General features: G+C 44.8%; 17 protein-coding genes. 15 read left to right on the top strand and 2 right to left on the bottom strand.

Translation table 11 applies throughout. The features are described from left to right. The first annotated feature begins 92 nt into the window (after positions 1-92). The 12 genes from AB4375_RS00315 to deoD all read left to right on the top strand — a co-directional run bounded on the left by AB4375_RS00315 (position 93) and on the right by deoD (position 11,347). Complete coding sequence (locus AB4375_RS00315; RefSeq protein WP_017080003.1) at positions 93-662, top strand: SCP2 domain-containing protein; 570 nt, start codon at positions 93-95, stop codon at positions 660-662. Beyond that, positions 646-1,149 carry a GNAT family N-acetyltransferase gene (locus AB4375_RS00310; protein ID WP_004734484.1) on the top strand — a complete coding sequence of 168 codons (504 nt, stop codon included), beginning with the start codon at positions 646-648 and terminating at the stop codon, positions 1,147-1,149. The genes AB4375_RS00315 and AB4375_RS00310 overlap by 17 nt, the downstream gene beginning before the upstream one ends. A 154-nt stretch (positions 1,150-1,303) precedes the next feature. Next, positions 1,304-1,702: a DNA polymerase III subunit psi gene (locus AB4375_RS00305; protein WP_372050872.1), complete on the top strand. Its 399-nt coding sequence runs from the start codon at positions 1,304-1,306 to the stop codon at positions 1,700-1,702. After that, entirely contained in the window at positions 1,695-2,150 is a 456-nt protein-coding gene (gene rimI / locus AB4375_RS00300; protein ID WP_017059243.1) for a ribosomal protein S18-alanine N-acetyltransferase, read from the top strand. Before AB4375_RS00305 ends, rimI begins: the two co-directional genes overlap by 8 nt. Positions 2,151-2,322: 172 nt before the next feature. Next, positions 2,323-3,903 (top strand): peptide chain release factor 3, encoded by a 1,581-nt coding sequence (gene prfC / locus AB4375_RS00295; RefSeq protein ID WP_017059244.1) that lies wholly within the window; start codon positions 2,323-2,325, stop codon positions 3,901-3,903. A gap of 98 nt (positions 3,904-4,001) precedes the next feature. Further along, positions 4,002-4,157: a DUF5363 family protein gene (locus AB4375_RS00290; protein ID WP_158089201.1), complete on the top strand. Its 156-nt coding sequence runs from the start codon at positions 4,002-4,004 to the stop codon at positions 4,155-4,157. Beyond that, positions 4,138-4,950: a TatD family hydrolase gene (locus AB4375_RS00285; RefSeq protein ID WP_017068224.1), complete on the top strand. Its 813-nt coding sequence runs from the start codon at positions 4,138-4,140 to the stop codon at positions 4,948-4,950. The genes AB4375_RS00290 and AB4375_RS00285 overlap by 20 nt, the downstream gene beginning before the upstream one ends. Before the next feature lie 204 nt (positions 4,951-5,154). Then, a complete protein-coding gene (locus AB4375_RS00280) occupies positions 5,155-6,417 on the top strand; it encodes a NupC/NupG family nucleoside CNT transporter (RefSeq protein ID WP_017058833.1) in 1,263 nt (420 codons plus the stop codon). A gap of 520 nt (positions 6,418-6,937) precedes the next feature. Further along, a complete protein-coding gene (gene deoC, locus AB4375_RS00275; protein WP_010436196.1) occupies positions 6,938-7,714 on the top strand; it encodes a deoxyribose-phosphate aldolase in 777 nt (258 codons plus the stop codon). 222 nt (positions 7,715-7,936) lie between these two features. Beyond that, on the top strand, positions 7,937-9,265 hold the full coding sequence (deoA, locus tag AB4375_RS00270) for a thymidine phosphorylase (RefSeq protein ID WP_372050848.1): 1,329 nt from the start codon (positions 7,937-7,939) through the stop codon (positions 9,263-9,265). A 76-nt stretch (positions 9,266-9,341) separates the two neighbouring features. Then, positions 9,342-10,562: a phosphopentomutase gene (locus AB4375_RS00265; RefSeq protein ID WP_372050847.1), complete on the top strand. Its 1,221-nt coding sequence runs from the start codon at positions 9,342-9,344 to the stop codon at positions 10,560-10,562. A gap of 65 nt (positions 10,563-10,627) precedes the next feature. After that, positions 10,628-11,347 (top strand): purine-nucleoside phosphorylase, encoded by a 720-nt coding sequence (gene deoD, locus AB4375_RS00260; RefSeq protein ID WP_017066980.1) that lies wholly within the window; start codon positions 10,628-10,630, stop codon positions 11,345-11,347. Between the two features lie 127 nt (positions 11,348-11,474). On the opposite strand, the gene AB4375_RS00255 is transcribed toward deoD, so the two are convergent. Continuing rightward, the gene (locus tag AB4375_RS00255) at positions 11,475-12,086 is read right to left on the bottom strand and encodes a YtjB family periplasmic protein (RefSeq protein WP_076655999.1); all 612 of its coding nucleotides are present in this window, start codon (positions 12,084-12,086) and stop codon (positions 11,475-11,477) included. Positions 12,087-12,195: 109 nt separating this feature from the next. Here AB4375_RS00255 and serB point away from each other — a divergent pair, with 109 nt between their 5' ends. Next, positions 12,196-13,176: a phosphoserine phosphatase gene (serB, locus tag AB4375_RS00250; RefSeq protein WP_371721146.1), complete on the top strand. Its 981-nt coding sequence runs from the start codon at positions 12,196-12,198 to the stop codon at positions 13,174-13,176. A gap of 122 nt (positions 13,177-13,298) precedes the next feature. Here serB and AB4375_RS00245 read toward each other — a convergent pair whose 3' ends face one another. Further along, positions 13,299-15,644 carry a PilZ domain-containing protein gene (locus AB4375_RS00245; RefSeq protein WP_017066978.1) on the bottom strand — a complete coding sequence of 782 codons (2,346 nt, stop codon included), beginning with the start codon at positions 15,642-15,644 and terminating at the stop codon, positions 13,299-13,301. A gap of 161 nt (positions 15,645-15,805) precedes the next feature. Here AB4375_RS00245 and radA point away from each other — a divergent pair, with 161 nt between their 5' ends. Both radA and fusA read left to right on the top strand, forming a co-directional pair. Beyond that, positions 15,806-17,185 carry a DNA repair protein RadA gene (gene radA, locus AB4375_RS00240; protein ID WP_017063288.1) on the top strand — a complete coding sequence of 460 codons (1,380 nt, stop codon included), beginning with the start codon at positions 15,806-15,808 and terminating at the stop codon, positions 17,183-17,185. A gap of 234 nt (positions 17,186-17,419) precedes the next feature. Further along, a complete protein-coding gene (gene fusA, locus AB4375_RS00235; RefSeq protein ID WP_372050845.1) occupies positions 17,420-19,507 on the top strand; it encodes an elongation factor G in 2,088 nt (695 codons plus the stop codon). Positions 19,508-19,603: the final 96 nt, after the last annotated feature.

The raw sequence follows: 19,603 nt of genomic DNA, 5'->3' as shown, positions 1-19,603 counted from the left end.
TACTATAACTGTGATTTTCAGGATATTAAAGGTCGAGTATCAAACCGAAGTTAATTTGATACATAACAGTAACTGAGATTTCAACATCATCTATGATGCATTCCATATTATTGACAAAGTTACGGATAAGTCACGTGATAAACAAGATTCGCACTCAACTAGTTCAAAATGCCGCATCAATTTTGCGATCTCCAGTCCAGTTATTGCCTAAAACAGTACAAAAAAGAGCCTTATTGGAGGCGCTTAAGAATGTCTTTAAGGAAGCTTTAGAGGACGGTGACTTTGAATTCTTAGAAGACAAGTGGCTTAAAGTCTCAATAAAAGATATGGGGTTAAGTTGGTGTATTAGCTATCAAAATGAGCAACTAGTTGTAGCTGATAACGAGGTTGTTGAAGATGTAAGCTTTAGCGGAAACCTTAACGATCTTGTGCTGATTGCCGGGCGTAAAGAAGACCCAGATACGCTTTTCTTTCAACGTAGACTGTCTATTGAGGGCGATACAGAGCTTGGTTTAGAAGTCAAAAACTTGATGGATAGCGTAGATTTAGACGTATTGCCGACTCCTATGAAAACTTTGTTAAATCAATTAGCTGATTTTGTGCAGAAGGGAGTACAATCCCCAGATACACAAAGTGAGGTAATGAATGCTTATTCGAACTGAAGCACCGGCAGATATACTTGTCATTGATCGTTTATTGAAATCTGTTTTTGAAACAGATGCGGAAGCTAATTTGGTTATGAGCTTGCGTGAGAATAGCCATTTAACGCTATCGCTGGTGGCTTGTTCTGATGAGGGCGAGGTGGTTGGTCACCTGATGTTTAGCCCTATCACTCTCCATGGTGACGATCATAACTGGCAGGGACTTGCGCCTCTCGCAGTGAAAGAAGAGTACCGCAATCAAGGTATTGCCAAATCACTGGTTGAAGACGCATTTTCTACATTGGTAGATTTCGGTTACCCAGCCTGTGTTGTGCTTGGTGATCCTGCTTACTACGGCCGCTTTGGTTTTAAGGCTGCGAGCGAGTTTGGCCTGAGTTGTGTTTGGGATGTACCTGAAGGTGCTTTCCAAGCGATTGAGTTGGTAGAGGGTGTGTTTGCTGGGCATTCTGGTGAGATTGCTTACAGCCCAGAGTTCAACGACTTATAAGCTGATTTACCACGTAATCCGATACAAACTAATTTAGTCTAAATAAAGGAGCTTGATGCTCCTTTATTTTTTGTTAGTATCAGCCCCAATGAGCTCCTTTTCAGTTCGCTCTAAGAAGAGCAATACCAACAAACCTAAGGTTACACCGCTAGATATGTCACAAACACACGCGCAATACCTACATGAGATGGGCATTAGCCAATGGGAACTAAGTCACCCAGAGCGTTTAGCAGGTTATGAATCTGAATTGACTCCGCTCTCGAGCGATTGCAAGTTACTGTTGGTTTCGCCTGAAAAACCTCAGGAAGACCTCGCTGTGATGTTTGAGCGTGTACTCAAAAGTATCAAACTCGACTTATCTCAAGCCTTACATATTCAGCCTCAACACTTATCTTCTATCGAACTTGGTGATGTTGAATGGGTGTGGTTTGCTGGTTGTGAATCGGCTCAAGAGCTGAAGGCTAAAACACTTCAATCGCCATTACTGTCTGACATTAACGGTAACAACCAACACCGCCGCGACTTATGGCAACAAATTTGTGCTTATGACTAATCAATTTTTACCGACTTCACAACAACACCTAGACGCCATTTGGAAGATAGAGCAGGCCGCGCATTCTCACCCTTGGTCTGAAAATATGATCCGAGATCTTGATAGCCGAGGCGCTTGTCATCATGTCCTTGAAGTTGATGGACAAGTGGTGGGCTATTTCTTCGCTCAAAATATTGTTGGTGAAGTGACGCTGCTTAATATTGCGGTAGACCCAAGCAAGCAAGGCAAAGGTTATGGTAAGGCACTAACTGAACATTTCCTTGATATATGTGAACAAGCTGATGCTGAAAGCGCTTGGCTGGAAGTTCGCGAAAGTAATGTGAACGCGTTTAATCTTTACGAAAAGGCAGGCTTCAACGAAGTTGATCGCCGTCGTAATTACTATCCAACTAAACAAGGCAACGAAGATGCCATCATTATGAGCTATCTTTTTATGTCTTTTAGCTAGTCATGTTACGTCTTTTCGCTAACTAGATAGCTAATCACAAAATTAGCCAAAAAATAGGGTGTAAACTGACCCTTTAGAAAGTGATACGCTTTCTGTATAATCCGCACACAGAATTCAAGGGCAAGTATTATCTACTTGCCCTTTTTACGCTTTAGATCAGCAAAGGGCGACTATGTCTTTCCAACAAGAAGTGAGCAAACGTAGAACGTTTGCGATTATCTCTCACCCGGATGCGGGTAAAACCACGATTACTGAAAAAGTTCTTTTATTCGGAAACGCGATTCAAAAAGCGGGTACCGTAAAAGGCCGTGGCTCTAACCAGCACGCTAAATCTGACTGGATGGAGATGGAAAAAGAACGTGGTATCTCGGTAACTACGTCGGTAATGCAATTCCCATACAATGATTGCCTAGTAAACCTACTAGATACTCCAGGACACGAAGATTTCTCGGAAGATACGTACCGTACGCTAACAGCGGTTGATTCATGTTTGATGGTTATCGATGCTGCGAAAGGTGTCGAGGATCGTACTCGTAAACTAATGGAAGTAACGCGTCTACGTGATACGCCAATCGTAACGTTTATGAATAAACTTGACCGTGACGTTCGTGACCCAATGGAAGTGCTTGATGAAGTAGAGAGCGAGCTAGGTATGGCTTGTGCTCCTATCTCATGGCCTATCGGTTGTGGTAAAGAGTTTAAAGGTGTTTACCACATTCATCGTGATGAAACGATCTTGTATGAATCTGGCCACGGCCACGAGATCCAAGAAGTTCGTATCATCAAAGGTCTCGATAACCCTGAGCTAGATGAAGCAGTAGGTGCTGATCTTGCGGAAAGCGTACGTGAAGAGCTAGAGCTTGTTATCGGTGCTTGTCCTGAGTTTGATCATGAACTGTTCCTAGCGGGTGAACTAACGCCGGTTTACTTCGGTACTGCATTGGGTAACTTTGGTGTTGACCACATGCTTGATGGTCTAACGAAATGGGCTCCAGCACCTCAAACGCGTCAAGCGAACGAGCGTGATGTTGAAGCAACCGAAGAGAAGTTCTCTGGTTTCGTCTTCAAGATCCAAGCAAACATGGACCCTAAACACCGTGACCGTATCGCATTCATGCGTATCGTTTCGGGTACTTACAACCAAGGTATGAAGATGAACCATGTTCGTACAGGCAAGAGTGTAAGTATCTCTGATGCGGTAACCTTTATGGCGGGTGACCGTGCACGTGCTGAAAAAGCATACGCGGGTGATATTATCGGTCTACATAACCACGGTACTATCCAGATTGGTGATACCTTTACTCAAGGTGAGAGCCTTAAGTTCGCTGGTATTCCTAACTTCGCACCTGAGCTATTCCGTCGTATCCGTCTACGCGATCCACTGAAGCAGAAGCAACTTCTAAAAGGCTTAGTTCAGCTTTCAGAAGAGGGCGCAGTACAAGTATTCCGTCCTATGCAAAACAACGACCTGATCGTTGGTGCGGTTGGTGTGCTTCAGTTCGACGTGGTTGTAGCGCGCTTGAAAGCGGAATACAACGTAGAAGCTATCTACGAAGGTGTTAACGTTGCAACAGCTCGTTGGGTTGAATGTGATGACGCTAAGAAACTTGAAGAATTCAAACGTAAGAACCAATCTAACCTTGCGCTAGATGGCGGTGATAACCTGTCTTACATCGCACCAACTATGGTGAACTTGAACCTAGCTTCTGAACGCTTCCCTGAAGTTCAGTTCCGAGCGACGCGCGAGCACTAATTTCTTCGATCTCTATTCGAGTTAAACAAAAACGTCTATTGTTCTGCAATAGGCGTTTTTTAATGCGTGCCATTTTAGACAATAAGCTTGAGGTAAATATGTTCGGTTGGATAAAAGCTTGGGTTAGGAAATACGATAAGTGGTGTGAAGAGCTTGGGCTAACGCCTGAAAACAAGCGCAGTTGTGTTGCTTATCGTCGTGATCCTCAAGGGAAACAAATGGAGAGTAGGGAAGATGACACAGCAAATAAGTGACTTTCCGCTGTTTGATACCCATTGCCATGCGGATTTTGAGGCGTTTGAGCAAGGTTTTACACCGGATCAAAGTATTGATAGCTACCTTAAAGAAGCGAAACAAGCTCAAGTCGAGAAGATTCTTATTCCTTCTATTGGCAGAAGTAACTGGTCGAAGCTCGATAAAATCGCCAAATTTTACCCTAATGTTTACTACGCCTTAGGTTTCCACCCTTACTTTTTAGAGCAAGCCAATGACGAGCAATTCTCGGAACTTCGCCAATTACTCGCTTCAAAAAACAGCCAATGTGTCGCGATAGGTGAGTGCGGGTTGGACTTTTTTGTGGACGTTGAACGAGAGAAACAAGAGCGCTTTTTCATCCAACAAATGGAGCTTGCGAAGGAGTTTGACCTGCCTTTAATCATCCATGAGAGGAAGTCTTACAACCGACTTATCGAGCTAATAAAGCAGCATAAGTTCACCTTAGGTGGTGTGATTCACGGTTTTTCTGGGAGTGAACAGCAAGCTTTGGCGTGGATCAAGCTCGGTTTCTATATTGGCGTCGGTGGAACGATAACTTACCCAAGAGCGCAAAAAACACGCACAACCATCGCAAAATTGCCCCTTGAATGTCTGGTATTGGAAACGGATGCTCCGGACATGCCCATGTATGGAAACCAAGGAAATGTTAATCATTCCAAATATTTAGTTACGATCTTAAATGAACTTTTTTTGCTTAGAAAAGAGCCAAAGCAATCGATTGCAGCGCAAATTTGGCAAAATAGTCATCGCGCATTCGGTATATGTGAATAAAATCGAAGGTTTTTGTTTATCGTTTGCGTAAATCGCACTGAGCTTGTGATTTGGGTCACATTTGCGTGTGAATGGTACATGAATCTTCTACGAAAGTGTGAGGACGGCATTACTTTATTAGTGGTCGCATGAGTATAATTGCCTCCGCTTTATAGCCCCATTTTGTAACACGCCAATAAATAACTAATAAGGAAGTCATAAACTATGAGCCTGTTTATGAGCCTAGTCGGAATGGTTGCACTGATCGCAATCGCAGTACTACTATCTGACAACCGCAAAGCTATTAATCTAAGAACAGTGGGTGGCGCTTTCGCTATCCAATTCGCACTTGGTGCATTCGTACTTTACATCCCTTGGGGTCGTGATCTACTTGCAGGTTTCTCTGCTGGTGTAGCAAACGTGATCGACTACGGTAAAGACGGTACTGGTTTCCTATTCGGCAGCCTAGTTAACTTCTCAGTTGACGGTATCGGTTTCATCTTTGCTTTCCAAGTACTACCAACTCTGATTTTCTTCTCTGCACTTATCTCTGTACTTTACTACATTGGTGTTATGCAAATTGTAATCAAAGTTCTTGGTGGTGGTCTTCAGAAAGCTCTAGGTACTTCTCGCGCCGAGTCTATGTCTGCAGCAGCAAACATCTTCGTTGGTCAAACTGAAGCACCTCTAGTTGTTCGTCCATTTGTTCCTAAAATGACTAACTCTGAACTATTCGCAGTAATGTGTGGTGGTTTGGCTTCTGTAGCTGGTGGTGTACTAGCGGGTTACGCATCTATGGGTGTACCTCTAGAGTACCTTGTAGCAGCATCATTCATGGCAGCACCAGGTGGTCTACTATTCGCTAAAATCATCAAGCCTGAAACAGATACGCCAGACGACAACATCGCTGACGAAATGGACGGTGGCGATGACAAACCAGCTAACGTTATCGACGCAGCAGCAGGTGGCGCATCAGTTGGTCTACAACTAGCACTTAACGTTGGTGCAATGCTACTAGCATTCATCGGTCTAATTGCTCTAATCAACGGTATCCTAGGTGGCATCGGTGGTTGGTTCGGTATGGAAAACCTAACTCTAGAACTTCTTCTAGGTTGGATCTTCGCACCGCTAGCATTCATCATTGGTGTTCCATGGGAAGAAGCAACTATCGCTGGTTCTTTCATTGGTCAGAAGACAGTTGTTAACGAATTCGTTGCATACCTAAACTTCGTACCATACGTTGGTGAAAACGCTCAAGTTGTTGCAGCAACTGGTCAAGTGATGTCTGAGAAGACTCAAGCTATCATCGCATTCGCACTATGTGGTTTCGCAAACCTTTCTTCAATTGCGATTCTTCTAGGTGGTCTAGGTGGTATTGCACCAAGCCGTCGCCACGACATCGCACGTATGGGTGTTAAAGCGGTAATTGCTGGTACTCTATCTAACCTGATGGCAGCAACAATTGCTGGCTTCTTCCTGTCTTTCTAATTAGTTAGAAATCGATATATAGACGCCATAATAATATCGCCCCGTAGCAAGAAATTGCTGCGGGGCTTTTTTGTTTTTAGGCCTGCCGTTTTTAGTATATGCACGCGCTTATGCTTAGATTCGATGTAGGGTCTAGAATGTTTTTTTGAGATACAAACCGTTTGCGTTCTAAGGAGCACTACAATTTATTGATGGATACCTATAATGTATAAGCTAAAGGGATAGGATGTCTCTGTTGGCAAGAAAGTAACCTCGAAATCAACTCGAACGTTATTCTTCTGGGATTAAGCCAAAATTAGCGATACGCTATAGATGTTAGACACAACATGACTGATTTGTTGTGCCATAGACCAAACTGGTACTGTGCGGTGACAAGGATTGCAATTGGTAGCGAAAGTTATCAAGTCTTCAGGGAACCAAGTCCGTTCATTTGTGGCTACTGAGCATTACTAAAATATCCATCTATACTGGATGGAGGGCGAAGTAGTTAACTATTTGAATATATTGATCGGAGATAGAAATGAGCGATTTAAAAGCAGCAGCTCTACGTGCACTTAAACTTATGGACCTAACTACGCTAAATGACGACGATACTACTGAAAAAGTAGTGGCGCTTTGTCATGACGCGAAGACTGCAGTAGGCAACACCGCTGCAATCTGTATTTACCCTCGCTTTATCCCAGCAGCTAAGAAAGCGTTGCGTGAGCAAGGTACTCCAGAAGTACGCATTGCGACTGTAACTAACTTCCCTCATGGTAATGACGACATCGAAATTGCTGTTGCAGAAACAAAAGCAGCGGTAGCGTACGGCGCAGACGAAGTTGACGTAGTATTCCCATACCGTGCTCTTATTGCTGGCAACGAAGAAGTTGGCTTTGAGCTAGTTAAACAGTGTAAAGCAGCTTGTGGTGACATCACGCTTAAAGTGATCATCGAAACAGGTGAACTGAAAGAAGAAGCACTAATCAAGAAAGCTTCTCAAATCTGTATCGAAGCAGGTGCAGACTTCATCAAAACTTCAACAGGTAAAGTGCCAGTAAACGCGACTCCAGAGTACGCGCGCATGATGCTTGAAGTTATTCGTGACATGGGTGTTGCTAAAACAGTTGGTTTCAAACCAGCTGGTGGCGTACGTACTGCTGAAGATGCAGCACTATACCTAGCAATGGCTGATGAGCTACTAGGCGCTGAGTGGGCAGACAACATGCACTACCGTTTTGGTGCTTCAAGCCTACTAACTAACCTTCTTAATACATTAGAAGTGACAGACCAGACTGCTGATCCAGCAGCATACTAATTTACTCGTCATATTTGACACCGCAGCGTTGTTGACTGCGTAAGTTCCTCCTAATTACATAGAGCCTCTATGCTCATAGGAATGAACTCACTGGTCGCCTAACTGCAACGCCAAATATTTAGAGTATTGAACATAATAAGTCTGTTTGATGGAGTGACGTTAAGTCACTCCATATTACCTCTTTCCCTACAAACCATACTCACTAGAGTTTGGGAGGCACTAATGTATCTACCTCAAGAAATTATTCGCAGAAAACGTGACGGTGAAGTCCTAACAGCTGAAGAAATTAACTTCTTCATTCAAGGTGTGGCTAAGAACACGGTTTCTGAAGGCCAAATTGCCGCATTCGCAATGGCTATCTTTTTTAATGAAATGACGATGCCAGAACGTATCGCACTAACGTGTGCAATGCGTGATTCAGGCATGGTGATTGACTGGAGCCACATGAACTTTGATGGCCCAATCGTTGATAAACACTCTACTGGTGGTGTTGGCGACGTTACTTCTCTGATGCTTGGCCCAATGGTGGCAGCATGTGGCGGTTTCGTTCCAATGATCTCTGGTCGTGGTTTAGGCCACACTGGCGGTACGCTAGACAAGCTGGAATCTATTCCGGGTTACAACATTACACCAACCAACGATGTGTTCGGTGAAGTAACGAAAGATGCTGGCGTGGCTATCATCGGTCAAACAGGCGATCTAGCTCCTGCTGACAAGCGTGTTTACGCAACTCGTGATATCACAGCAACAGTCGATAACATCTCGCTGATCACGGCTTCAATCCTATCTAAGAAACTGGCTGCGGGCCTTGATTCTCTAGTGATGGATGTAAAAGTAGGTTCAGGCGCATTCATGCCGACTTACGAAGCATCTGAAGAGCTAGCGAAATCTATCGTTGCAGTAGCAAACGGTGCGGGTACTAAAACAACAGCAATCCTAACGGACATGAACCAAGTGCTGGCTTCTTCAGCGGGTAACGCAGTAGAAGTTCGTGAAGCGGTTCAGTTCCTAACGGGTGAATACCGTAACCCTCGCTTGTTAGAGATCACTCTAGCATCGTGTGCTGAAATGCTGGTGCTCGGTAACCTAGCTAAAGACTCAGACGAAGCGCGCGAAAAACTGATGGCAGTACTGGATAACGGTAAGGCAGCAGAGTGCTTCGGTAAAATGGTAGCGGGCCTTGGTGGTCCAGTTGATTTCGTAATGAACTACGATAACTACCTAGAAAAAGCAGACATTATTAAGCCAGTGTACGCGTTAGAAAGCGGTGTGGTATCAGCAATGGATACTCGTGCAATTGGTATGGCTGTGGTTGGTATGGGCGGCGGTCGTCGTGTAGCAACTGACAGCATTGATTACGCAGTCGGTTTTGATCACTTCATTCGCCTAGGTGAAGTAGCAAGTGAAGATAAGCCATTAGCAATGATTCATGCTCGCAACGAACTACAGTGGCAAGAAGCTGCAACAGCATTACAAAATGCAATCACTGTGGGCGGAGAATATACAGCAACGCCAGACGTTTACCGTCAGATTCGTTCTGAAGACGTGTAAATAACAGGTATCGGTATACCTCGCGTATACCGATAAACAGAGTTCTGGTGCAAAGAGCAATAAGTTGGTGAAGAAAATGAAAAGAGCATTTATTTTAGTTTTAGATTCATTCGGTATCGGTGAAACAGCGGATGCAGACAAATTTGGTGATGTAGGTTCTGACACTATGGGCCACATCGCAGATCATTGTGACCAAGGTCTTGCAGACAATGCAGATCGTAAAGGTTCACTGGCACTGCCAAACCTGTCTAAGCTAGGTCTAGCGATGGCTCACAAAGAGTCTACAGGTCGCTTTGCTCCTGGTATGGATGCAGACGCTGAGATCATTGGCGCTTACGGTCACGCTGCTGAGCTGTCTTCTGGTAAAGACACGCCATCAGGTCACTGGGAAATCGCAGGTGTTCCTGTACTGTTTGACTGGGGCTACTTCACCGACAAAGAGAACAGCTTCCCAAAAGAACTGACTGACCGCATCCTTGAGCGTGCAGGCCTGTCTGGTTTCTTGGGTAACTGCCACTCATCAGGCACTGAAATCCTAGATAACCTAGGTGAAGAACACATGAAGACAGGCCTGCCAATCTTCTATACTTCAGCAGACTCTGTTTTCCAGATCGCTTGTCATGAAGAGACATTCGGCCTACAAAACCTATTAGACCTTTGTCAGATTGCTCGTGAAGAGCTAGAAGATTACAACATTGGTCGTGTTATCGCTCGTCCGTTCATTGGCCAAGGTAAAGGTCAATTCGAACGTACTGGTAACCGTCGTGACCTTTCTGTTGAGCCACCTGCAGCTACCATTCTTCAGAAGTTGGTTGATGAGAAGGGCGGTAACGTTCACTCAATCGGTAAGATCTCTGATATCTACGCGGGTTGTGGCATCACTCAGAAAACCAAAGCAACAGGTATCCCTGCGCTATTTGAAGCAACCAAAGATGCGATCAATGAAGCGGGCGACAACACTATCGTGTTCACTAACTTCGTTGATTTTGACTCAGCTTACGGCCACCGCCGTGATGTTGCTGGTTACGCAGCGGCACTTGAGTACTTCGATGGTCGCATCAATGAAATCATCGATATGATGAAAGAAGACGATGTGCTTATCTTAACTGCTGACCACGGTTGTGATCCGACATGGCCAGGTACAGACCATACTCGTGAGCACATCCCTGTGATTGTTTACGGTCAGAAGGTTCCAGCCGGTTCTTTAGGCCGTCGCGATACATTTGCTGATATCGGTCAAAGCTTAGCGTCATACTTTGGTACATCGCCAATGGGACACGGTACAAGCTTTCTATAATAGTTAACGAAGAGAGAGGGAAACTTCTCTCTTCTTTTTTTGTTTTGAGATTAAGGATATTTTCAATGGCTACTCCACATATTAATGCTGAAATGGGTGATTTCGCTGACGTAGTTTTAATGCCAGGCGACCCGCTACGTGCTAAATACATCGCTGAAACCTTCTTAGAAGAAGTGGTTCAAGTGTGCGACGTTCGCAACATGTTTGGTTACACCGGTACTTACAAAGGTCGTAAGGTTTCGGTAATGGGACACGGTATGGGCATTCCATCTTGTTCTATTTACGCGACTGAGCTGATCAAAGACTTTGGTGTGAAGAAGATCATTCGTGTGGGCAGTTGTGGTGCAGTGAGCGAAGATATCAAAGTGCGTGATGTGGTGATCGGTATGGGCGCATGTACTGACTCTAAAGTGAACCGTATTCGCTTTAAAGGTCATGACTTTGCAGCTATTGCGGATTACAAGATGGTGCGCGCGGCAGAAGATGCAGCCAAAGCTCGCGGTGTTGGCGTAAAAGTCGGTAACCTGTTCTCGGCTGAGTTGTTCTACACGCCAGATCCAGAGATGTTCGAAGTAATGGACAAATACGGCATTGTTGGCGTAGAGATGGAAGCTGCAGGCATCTATGGTGTATGTGCTGAATATGGCGCCAAAGCTCTAACGATTTGTACTGTTTCTGATCACATCAAGACCGGTGAGCAAACGACATCAGATGAACGTCAAACGACTTTCAACGACATGATGGTTATCGCACTAGACTCAGTGTTGCTTGGTGACCAAGAATAATCTTGATTTGTCTTAGCTTGATAAGTTAACAGATAACAAAAAGCCCCGTTGCTGCCTGAGCGTCGGGGCTTTTTATTGGATTGCTGTACTTATTCTGAGTCTAGTATTTATTGTCAGCCTAGTGTGTTTATGAGCTTACATTTTTCAATAGTAAGTTCTCACCAGACTTAGTTGGTCTTCTGCGAATCAGCATGATGAACAACACGCCACTCACAAACCCCATCAACACCATACCGATCATGTAGCGATCACTTTTGCGGTAGTGGTGATCAGAAATCGCCGTCATCTTACCGGTTTCAAAAGTCACTCGAATAAAGCCGATGATCGTTTTCTCTGGAGAATAAATAGGTTCAACTAACTGTTGTCTGCCGATACTTGCTGTTGAAAGTGGTGTATCTAAGCCAAGAACCTCACGTACCGAGAGGGCTTTTTCGCTCGAAGCCAGTCGAATACCCTCTGCATCATAGATGGTGGTATCGAACACCAGTCGGTCTTGAGATAGCTGGTTAGTCAGATCAAGCAATCGCTCTTGGTCTTGTTGCGTGATCATCTTGCTGGCTGAAAGTGATGCCTGAGAGATAAGCAGCTTGGTAAGAGTTTCCAATTGTTTTGCTTGGATCTTCTCGTTACCTTTACTGATCACGACCGTATTTTTAATCGTTACAACGAACATGGTAGCCAACAAAATGAGGGCTAGCATTCGTAAAGCGTTACGTATTGAGAACAATGATTCATTCATGTTTAACGAAGCCTGAAATAAACAAATGTTATGATTAAGACATATTGAGACTTGCGTTTTCAAATTGCAATAGGTTAACGTTTAGCATAGTTAATTAGGAATCATACACATGGACGATCAGAAATATCTGCCGATAAAAAGGCATACGACATTATTAACTCGACTCCCAGAGACTCGTTTCGCTTCTCAACTCGCTAAATCCAAGGCCAATTGGATTGTGTTTGGTGAGTACCTATCTCCACAATCTTTCGATGACATCGACTTTTTCACTGGCACTTACAACACCATCCTCGATACGTGGAAGGTTGGGCATTATGAAGTGGCTTTGATGTCAGGCAATCTAACGCCAGCACACGAAGAAATCCTCCAAGCGCTAAAGCTTGATTATGCTTGCCTTAGCGAGGTCCCAGACTTATCTAAGCCAGGTTTGATCGTGATGGATATGGATTCCACAGCGATTCAAATTGAATGCATTGATGAGATTGCCAAGCTAGCTGGAGTGGGAGAGTTAGTCTCTGAAATCACAGAACGAGCGATGCAAGGCGAGCTCGACTTTGAACAGAGCCTGCGCCAACGAGTAGGAGCACTGAAAGGTGCGGATGAGTCGATATTAGAGCAAGTGCGTCAGTCATTGCCATTCATGCCAGACTTGGTCGGGCTGGTGAATACTCTAAATAAGCTTGGCTGGAAAACGGCGATTGCATCAGGCGGTTTTACTTACTTCTCTGACTACCTGAAAGATACCCTTGATCTAGACCATGCTCAATCAAACACGCTTGAGATCGTCAACGGTAAGTTGACGGGTGAAGTCTTAGGCGATGTTGTTTCGGCGCAGACCAAAGCGGATATCTTGGTAGAGTTGGCTGAAGAGTACGAATTGGAACTACATAATACCGTTGCCGTTGGTGATGGTGCCAATGACTTGGTGATGATGGGCTCTGCAGGTTTAGGCATTGCCTACCACGCAAAACCAAAAGTAGAGCAGCAAGCTCAAACTGCTGTTCGTTACGCAGGTTTAGGCGGTGTGCTGTGTATCTTGTCGGGTGTATTGGCTAAGCAACAGAAGATCAGCTGGCAAGCGAAACCTTAGGGGCTCTACCTAAGTGCTATTGGCTATGTATCTTATTTAGCAATAGTGGCTCAGACACAAAAAAAGCAGGCTATCAGCCTGCTTTTTCAATTTTCATGCTTAAGTTAATACGCCACTCGAGGCTAGCGTGTTAGCTCCAATCGAATCAGCACTTCATCGGTAATGTCCTCTATCTCGCCATAACCGATAAACGCCGTCACCTCATTCTCTAGCTTCTTAGCTTGATGCATACTGATGCGTGAAAGCTCTTCTAAATCCGACTGGAATAAACTCGTTAGCGGATTAAAGATAGGTGCCGTGGTGACTCGCAATACATACACATCACCTAAGTGCTGCGCTTTCTTGATGAATAAGATGCGTTCCTTTGCTGAGGCGAAGTCTTTGACCAACTTGGTGTGTACCGACTGGATTTTGTCGCCAAACTTCACTGCAGCAATGTACACGTCATGATGCTTAGGCTCCGCACCTTCAATTCTTTTTAGTGGCTCAGCCAACAGTGAGTTGGTGTGACCCTTGAAGATTGGCTCGAGTGAGAACTTTTGGTTGTGACCAAGTTTAGCAAGTAACGTTAGATGCTTATTCAGTGGGAAATTCACACCAATGATCTTACAGCGCAGCGTTGAACTTGGCTTATCAATGAATATTGGGTTACTGACCATCTTGCTCAACAAAATGTTGTGCAGTGATTCGAGTAGCGAATGTGTTGGCAGTATCTCTTGCTTCTTAATCAGCTTACTTTGGTTTTGATCGATAAGCCCATTAAGGAAAGCGATGGTACGCATTGTCTTGGCGTTCTCGGCAATAACCAACTGCACGTTGCGACCATTCGGACTCACTCGAATTACGTGGTAAGGCACTGTGCTCAGTGGCAGGTTCTTGTCATAGAGCTGCAGTTCATTGAAGTTCACTAATACCGGATCATTAATCTTGAGTACCATTGGGTGTTCAAGGCTAATGCTCAGTCCACGCTTCGAAATATCTAAGGTGTGTCCGTTCGCCGCTGCGCCATCTTGTGATGTAAGTTGCAACGGTGACTTAAATTGGTATCTCGGCTCTTTACGACGAGTCTGAGAGTCAAAGTAGATGCTTTGAATATTGCCGACGACAGTACGCGGGTGACGGAAGCGGTTCAATTCACTGCTTGGAATGCGTGGCTTTTCACTCAGAAGATAGTCCGCCGCACTTTCGTGATCGCCAATCTCTTGCAAGATTCCGCAATGAGTCAGTTGAGCTGAGCTTTGAGCCAGCGTATCCGAGTGTTTAGCTAATGCTTGTCGCTCAGTGTCTGAAAGTTCGAAAACCGAGAACTTGAACGCCTTCCAACTTTTACGTTTGCCACCGATGTGCCAGAACAGCTGTCTTTGTTCACGAGAGGCTTCAGGCAGCATCATTGAATAGAACAAGGTCTTGTTTTGGTGTTCATGGGTAAAAGAGTAGATAACGTTACTGGTTCCCTTCACTCCTGGTTTCGCCAACAGGTTCATACGTTGCTCGTTGAACAGGGTACCCAGCGCTTGTTGATTTCGTTCGTCGTGCCAATATTGCCATAATGGATGGTTGTTATCCGTCAGTAGGGCAAGCTTTAGTTCGCTGCCGCTGAAAAACAGGGGTAGGTTACAAGTATGCTTTAGATAGGTATGTTCGATTCCTCGAGTACGAGTTCGAATAATCCTATCTTGATTCTCATGGCTGGTTTTCTTACTGGTGCTATTCAAAGACTCATCGAGTAAGCGAGCCACAATATTGTTGTCGCTTACCTTGATGGTTCTTAGAAATTTGACCGCGTTGTTCTCATAAGATTCGTCGATACCCAAAACACGAAATTCAACCGCTTGGTTAACATCGTTTTCTTGGGACTTTTCGATAAGCTCTGAGAACTTAACGCTGATGATCTCGCCGAGGTTGTATCGAAAGGCGCTCGGTACTTTGAACTTTGCACCCGACGGGGAGATATCAACCGTTACACCATGTAGGCTTTGCCCTTTCGATGTGGTGATCTCGACCTGCGAGCTAATCTTGAGTCTGTTCTCTTGGCGTTTTAAGTCGTAACCTAGGTTAATAGCTTCCGCTTCGTACGGGCTATTGGCGCTAGTAATGTCGTGGTTACCTTGAGAAGATGTTTTAACAACGCTCAGAGGCTGAGTTCGCGGAGTCATTACTAACTCCCATGCGCCTTCTGTGTAACCTTTAAACTTTTTCGTACCACGTTGATATGCGTTTAAAGCGATATCATCGAGCCAGTGCTTACGGCCATCGAGAGTGAACTGACGACACTCATTATCAATACGCCCGCGTAAATCAATGCTCTTTGTACACGGAGCCATGATACGATTCAGTTCCATTTTAACGAGCAGCTTCAGAGACGGCGATTCCCCTTCTGTCATTTGAGAAAGAAGGAATTCGAAATCTTCGGCGTGGTAAGCCGGGATTAAACGTTCTGCTACAGATAGAATTTCAGATTGCTGCATACTTTTCTTGTTAGAATGGACGGTGCGTTTATGTTATCGACTAGTTTAAATCGATCTTTAAGTATAAGTGGTATGACTGCAACTTTTATTTTCATCCGTACGGTCAAATAAGTCACAAATTGACAACATCATTGTGTAATTGAGTAAATTATTGAGGTTTTATGGCGAAGGCAAAGCGAGCTTATGTGTGTAATGACTGTGGTGCCGATTTTCCACGTTGGCAGGGGCAGTGCAATGCATGTGGTGCTTGGAACACGATTACAGAAGTTAGGTTAGCCGCTTCACCTCAGGTCGCACGTAATGAACGATTGAGTGGTTATGCGGGCGGTGCAACTGAATCTTCGGTTCAAACGCTGTCAGAAATCGATCTGCAAGAAGTCCCACGTTTTAGCAGTGGCTTTAAAGAGCTAGACCGCGTACTTGGTGGTGGTGTCGTACCGGGTGCTGCGATCCTGATTGGTGGTAACCCGGGTGCCGGTAAATCAACGCTGCTATTACAAACCATGTGTCAGCTTTCTTCTCAATTACCGACTCTCTATGTAACCGGGGAAGAATCTCTGCAACAAGTCGCGATGCGTGCGTCTCGACTTGGATTGCCAAAAGAGCACCTAAAGATGCTCTCAGAAACGAACGTGGATAAGATTTGTCAGGTTGCAGAAAAAGAACAACCTAAGATCATGGTTATCGACTCGATCCAAGTTATGCACGTTGCGGATGTTCAATCTTCTCCGGGCAGTGTTGCACAGGTTCGTGAATCGGCAACCGCATTAACGCGCTACGCAAAACAGAATAACGTTGCTGTGTTCTTAGTTGGACACGTAACTAAAGACGGCACCTTAGCAGGGCCAAAAGTACTTGAGCACATTATTGACTGTTCTGTTTTATTAGATGGCGGAACCGATAGCCGTTTTAGAACGCTACGCAGCCACAAAAACCGTTTTGGTGCAGTGAATGAACTGGGTGTGTTTGCGATGACAGGCCAAGGGCTAAAAGAAGTCAGCAACCCATCCGCTATCTTCTTGTCTCGTGGTGAAGAAGAAACCTCGGGCAGTTCTGTCATGGTGGTGTGGGAAGGGACGCGTCCACTTCTTGTCGAAATCCAAGCGCTGGTGGATTATTCACAGCTGGCTAACCCACGTCGCGTCGCTGTCGGCCTAGAGCAAAACAGGCTTTCTTTGTTATTAGCGGTGCTGCATAAACACGGCGGCTTACAAATGGCTGACCAAGATGTGTTTGTGAATGTCGTCGGTGGTGTTAAAGTAACCGAAACCAGTGCTGATCTTGCGTTGGTGATGGCTCTACTTTCTAGTTTCAGAGACCGCGCATTACCAAAAGATGTGGTGGTATTTGGAGAAGTAGGCCTAGCGGGTGAGATTCGACCTGTACCGAGCGGACAAGAGCGTTTAAATGAAGCATTTAAACACGGCTTTAAGAAAGCGATTGTACCGGCGGCTAACATGCCTAAAGGTGGCATTCCAGGAATGCAGATCCACGGTGTGAAAAAATTATCGGAAGCAATTAATGCTTTTGATGAGTTGTAATTGAACTCACTTCAGCTACTCTATACAGCAGCAATTCAGCCTAACCTTAACGCCGATTAGGCTTTAGGTTAGCACTATAATTAACAATCATTTAGATTGTTACTACTGAGTGCCTTTTTCTACATGTTAGAAAAAGGCAAAGTTTTTTAGTCCCAAATGCATGCAAAGCTATCAGTCTTCACAGATTGTGATATACTCTGCGCGCATTTTATATCCTATTAACAGAGTAAGACAATGGCAGATTTATCGAAATACAGAAACATTGGTATTTTCGCGCACGTTGATGCGGGTAAAACAACTACCACTGAGCGTATCCTTAAGCTAACTGGTCAAATCCACAAGACTGGTGAAGTACATGATGGCGAATCAACGACTGACTTCATGGAACAGGAAGCTGAGCGCGGTATTACTATCCAATCAGCAGCTGTAAGCTGTTTTTGGAACGATCACCGTCTAAACGTTATCGATACTCCTGGACACGTTGACTTCACAGTTGAAGTATACCGTTCTCTTAAAGTTCTTGATGGCGGTATCGGTGTATTCTGTGGTTCTGGTGGTGTTGAACCTCAATCAGAAACTAACTGGCGCTACGCTAACGAATCAGAAGTATCTCGTCTGATTTTCGTTAACAAACTAGACCGTATGGGTGCAGACTTCTACAACGTTGTTGACCAAGTTAAAAACGTTCTAGGTGCAACTCCTCTAGTAATGGTTCTACCAATCGGCCGTGAAGACGAGTTCGTTGGTGTTGTAGACCTACTAAGCCGTAAAGCATACGTTTGGGATGACACTGGTCTTCCTGAAAACTACGAAATCAAAGATGTTCCAGCGGACATGGTTGATGACGTTGAGCAATACCGTGAAGAGCTAATCGAAACTGCTGTAGAGCAAGACGATGACCTAATGGAAGCTTACATGGAAGGTGAAGAGCCTTCTATTGAAGACGTTAAGCGTTGTATCCGTAAAGGTACTCGTGATATCGCATTCTTCCCAACGTTCTGTGGTTCTGCGTTCAAGAACAAAGGTATGCAACTTATCCTTGATGCTGTAGTAGATTACCTACCAGCACCAACTGAAGTTGACCCTCAGCCTCTAATGGATGAGAACGGTGAAGAAACTGGCGAACACGCTATCGTTTCTACAGATGAGACTTTCAAAGCGCTTGCATTCAAAATCATGGATGACCGCTTCGGTGCTCTAACTTTTGTTCGTATTTACTCTGGTAAACTGAACAAAGGTGACACGATTCTTAACTCATTCACTGGCAAGACTGAACGTGTTGGCCGTATGGTTGAGATGCAAGCTGATGACCGTAACGAACTAACTAGCGCACAAGCTGGTGACATCATTGCGATCGTTGGTATGAAGAACGTGCAAACTGGTCACACTCTATGTGATCCTAAGCACCAAGTAACGCTTGAGCCAATGGTATTCCCAACTCCAGTAATCTCAATCGCTGTATCTCCAAAAGATAAAGGCGGTTCTGAGAAAATGGGTATCGCTATCGGTAAAATGGTTGCAGAAGATCCATCTTTCCAAGTTGAGACTGACGAAGAGACTGGCGAAACTATCCTGAAAGGTATGGGTGAACTTCACCTAGACATCAAGGTAGATATCCTTAAGCGTACATACGGCGTTGACCTTGTAGTAGGTGCTCCTCAAGTAGCTTACCGTGAAACTATCACTCAAGCAATTGAAGATAGCTACACGCACAAGAAGCAATCTGGTGGTTCTGGTCAATTCGGTAAGATCGATTACCGTATCAAACCAGGCGAAGCAGGTTCTGGCTTCAAGTTCAACTCTGTAGTTGTGGGCGGTAACGTTCCTAAAGAATTCTGGCCTGCAGTTGAGAAAGGCTTCGCATCTATGATGGAAAACGGCGTACTAGCTGGCTTCCCAACTCTAGACGTTGAAGTTGAACTTTTCGATGGTGGTTTCCACGCAGTCGATTCATCTGCTATCGCATTTGAAATCGCAGCGAAAGGCGCATTCCGTCAATCTATGCCTAAAGCTGGCGCGCAACTTCTTGAGCCAATCATGAACGTTGACGTGTTCACTCCAGACGATCACGTTGGTGATGTTATCGGTGACCTTAACCGTCGTCGTGGCATGATCAAAGATCAACAAGCTGGCGTTACTGGTGTTCGTATTAAAGCTGACGTACCTCTTTCTGAGATGTTCGGCTACATCGGTCACCTACGTACTATCACTTCTGGTCGTGGCCAATTCTCTATGGAATTCGCACAATACGCACCATGTCCAACTAACGTTGCTGACGAAGTGATTGCAAAAGTTAAAGCAGAAAAAGAAGCTGGTAAGTAATTAGCCCTTTTCTCAATTAGCTAAAAAAGCCCCGCAAGTGAAAGCTTGCGGGGCTTTTTATTGCTTGTAACATACTGCGAGATGCGAGATGCGAGA

Origin of the sequence: Vibrio sp. 10N.261.51.C6, assembly GCF_041471785.1 — a bacterium.
GTDB classification, from domain to species: domain Bacteria; phylum Pseudomonadota; class Gammaproteobacteria; order Enterobacterales; family Vibrionaceae; genus Vibrio; species Vibrio crassostreae_C.
The sequence above is the reverse complement of the archived record's forward strand: the minus strand, read 5'-3'. Positions and strand labels throughout refer to the sequence as shown.

Excerpts from the sequence above, each read along its gene's own strand:
- AB4375_RS00280 (WP_017058833.1), top strand. The coding sequence starts at position 5,155 with ATGAGCCTGTTTATGAGCCTAGTCGGAATGGTTGCACTGATCGCAATC.
- deoC (WP_010436196.1), top strand. The coding sequence starts at position 6,938 with ATGAGCGATTTAAAAGCAGCAGCTCTACGTGCACTTAAACTTATGGAC.
- fusA (WP_372050845.1), top strand. The coding sequence starts at position 17,420 with ATGGCAGATTTATCGAAATACAGAAACATTGGTATTTTCGCGCACGTT.
- AB4375_RS00315 (WP_017080003.1), top strand. The coding sequence starts at position 93 with ATGATGCATTCCATATTATTGACAAAGTTACGGATAAGTCACGTGATA.
- AB4375_RS00255 (WP_076655999.1), bottom strand. The coding sequence starts at position 12,086 with ATGAATGAATCATTGTTCTCAATACGTAACGCTTTACGAATGCTAGCC.
- serB (WP_371721146.1), top strand. The coding sequence starts at position 12,196 with ATGGACGATCAGAAATATCTGCCGATAAAAAGGCATACGACATTATTA.
- radA (WP_017063288.1), top strand. The coding sequence starts at position 15,806 with ATGGCGAAGGCAAAGCGAGCTTATGTGTGTAATGACTGTGGTGCCGAT.
- deoA (WP_372050848.1), top strand. The coding sequence starts at position 7,937 with ATGTATCTACCTCAAGAAATTATTCGCAGAAAACGTGACGGTGAAGTC.
- rimI (WP_017059243.1), top strand. The coding sequence starts at position 1,695 with ATGACTAATCAATTTTTACCGACTTCACAACAACACCTAGACGCCATT.
- AB4375_RS00285 (WP_017068224.1), top strand. The coding sequence starts at position 4,138 with ATGACACAGCAAATAAGTGACTTTCCGCTGTTTGATACCCATTGCCAT.
- AB4375_RS00245 (WP_017066978.1), bottom strand. The coding sequence starts at position 15,644 with ATGCAGCAATCTGAAATTCTATCTGTAGCAGAACGTTTAATCCCGGCT.
- AB4375_RS00305 (WP_372050872.1), top strand. The coding sequence starts at position 1,304 with ATGTCACAAACACACGCGCAATACCTACATGAGATGGGCATTAGCCAA.
- AB4375_RS00265 (WP_372050847.1), top strand. The coding sequence starts at position 9,342 with ATGAAAAGAGCATTTATTTTAGTTTTAGATTCATTCGGTATCGGTGAA.
- AB4375_RS00290 (WP_158089201.1), top strand. The coding sequence starts at position 4,002 with ATGTTCGGTTGGATAAAAGCTTGGGTTAGGAAATACGATAAGTGGTGT.
- AB4375_RS00310 (WP_004734484.1), top strand. The coding sequence starts at position 646 with ATGCTTATTCGAACTGAAGCACCGGCAGATATACTTGTCATTGATCGT.
- deoD (WP_017066980.1), top strand. The coding sequence starts at position 10,628 with ATGGCTACTCCACATATTAATGCTGAAATGGGTGATTTCGCTGACGTA.
- prfC (WP_017059244.1), top strand. The coding sequence starts at position 2,323 with ATGTCTTTCCAACAAGAAGTGAGCAAACGTAGAACGTTTGCGATTATC.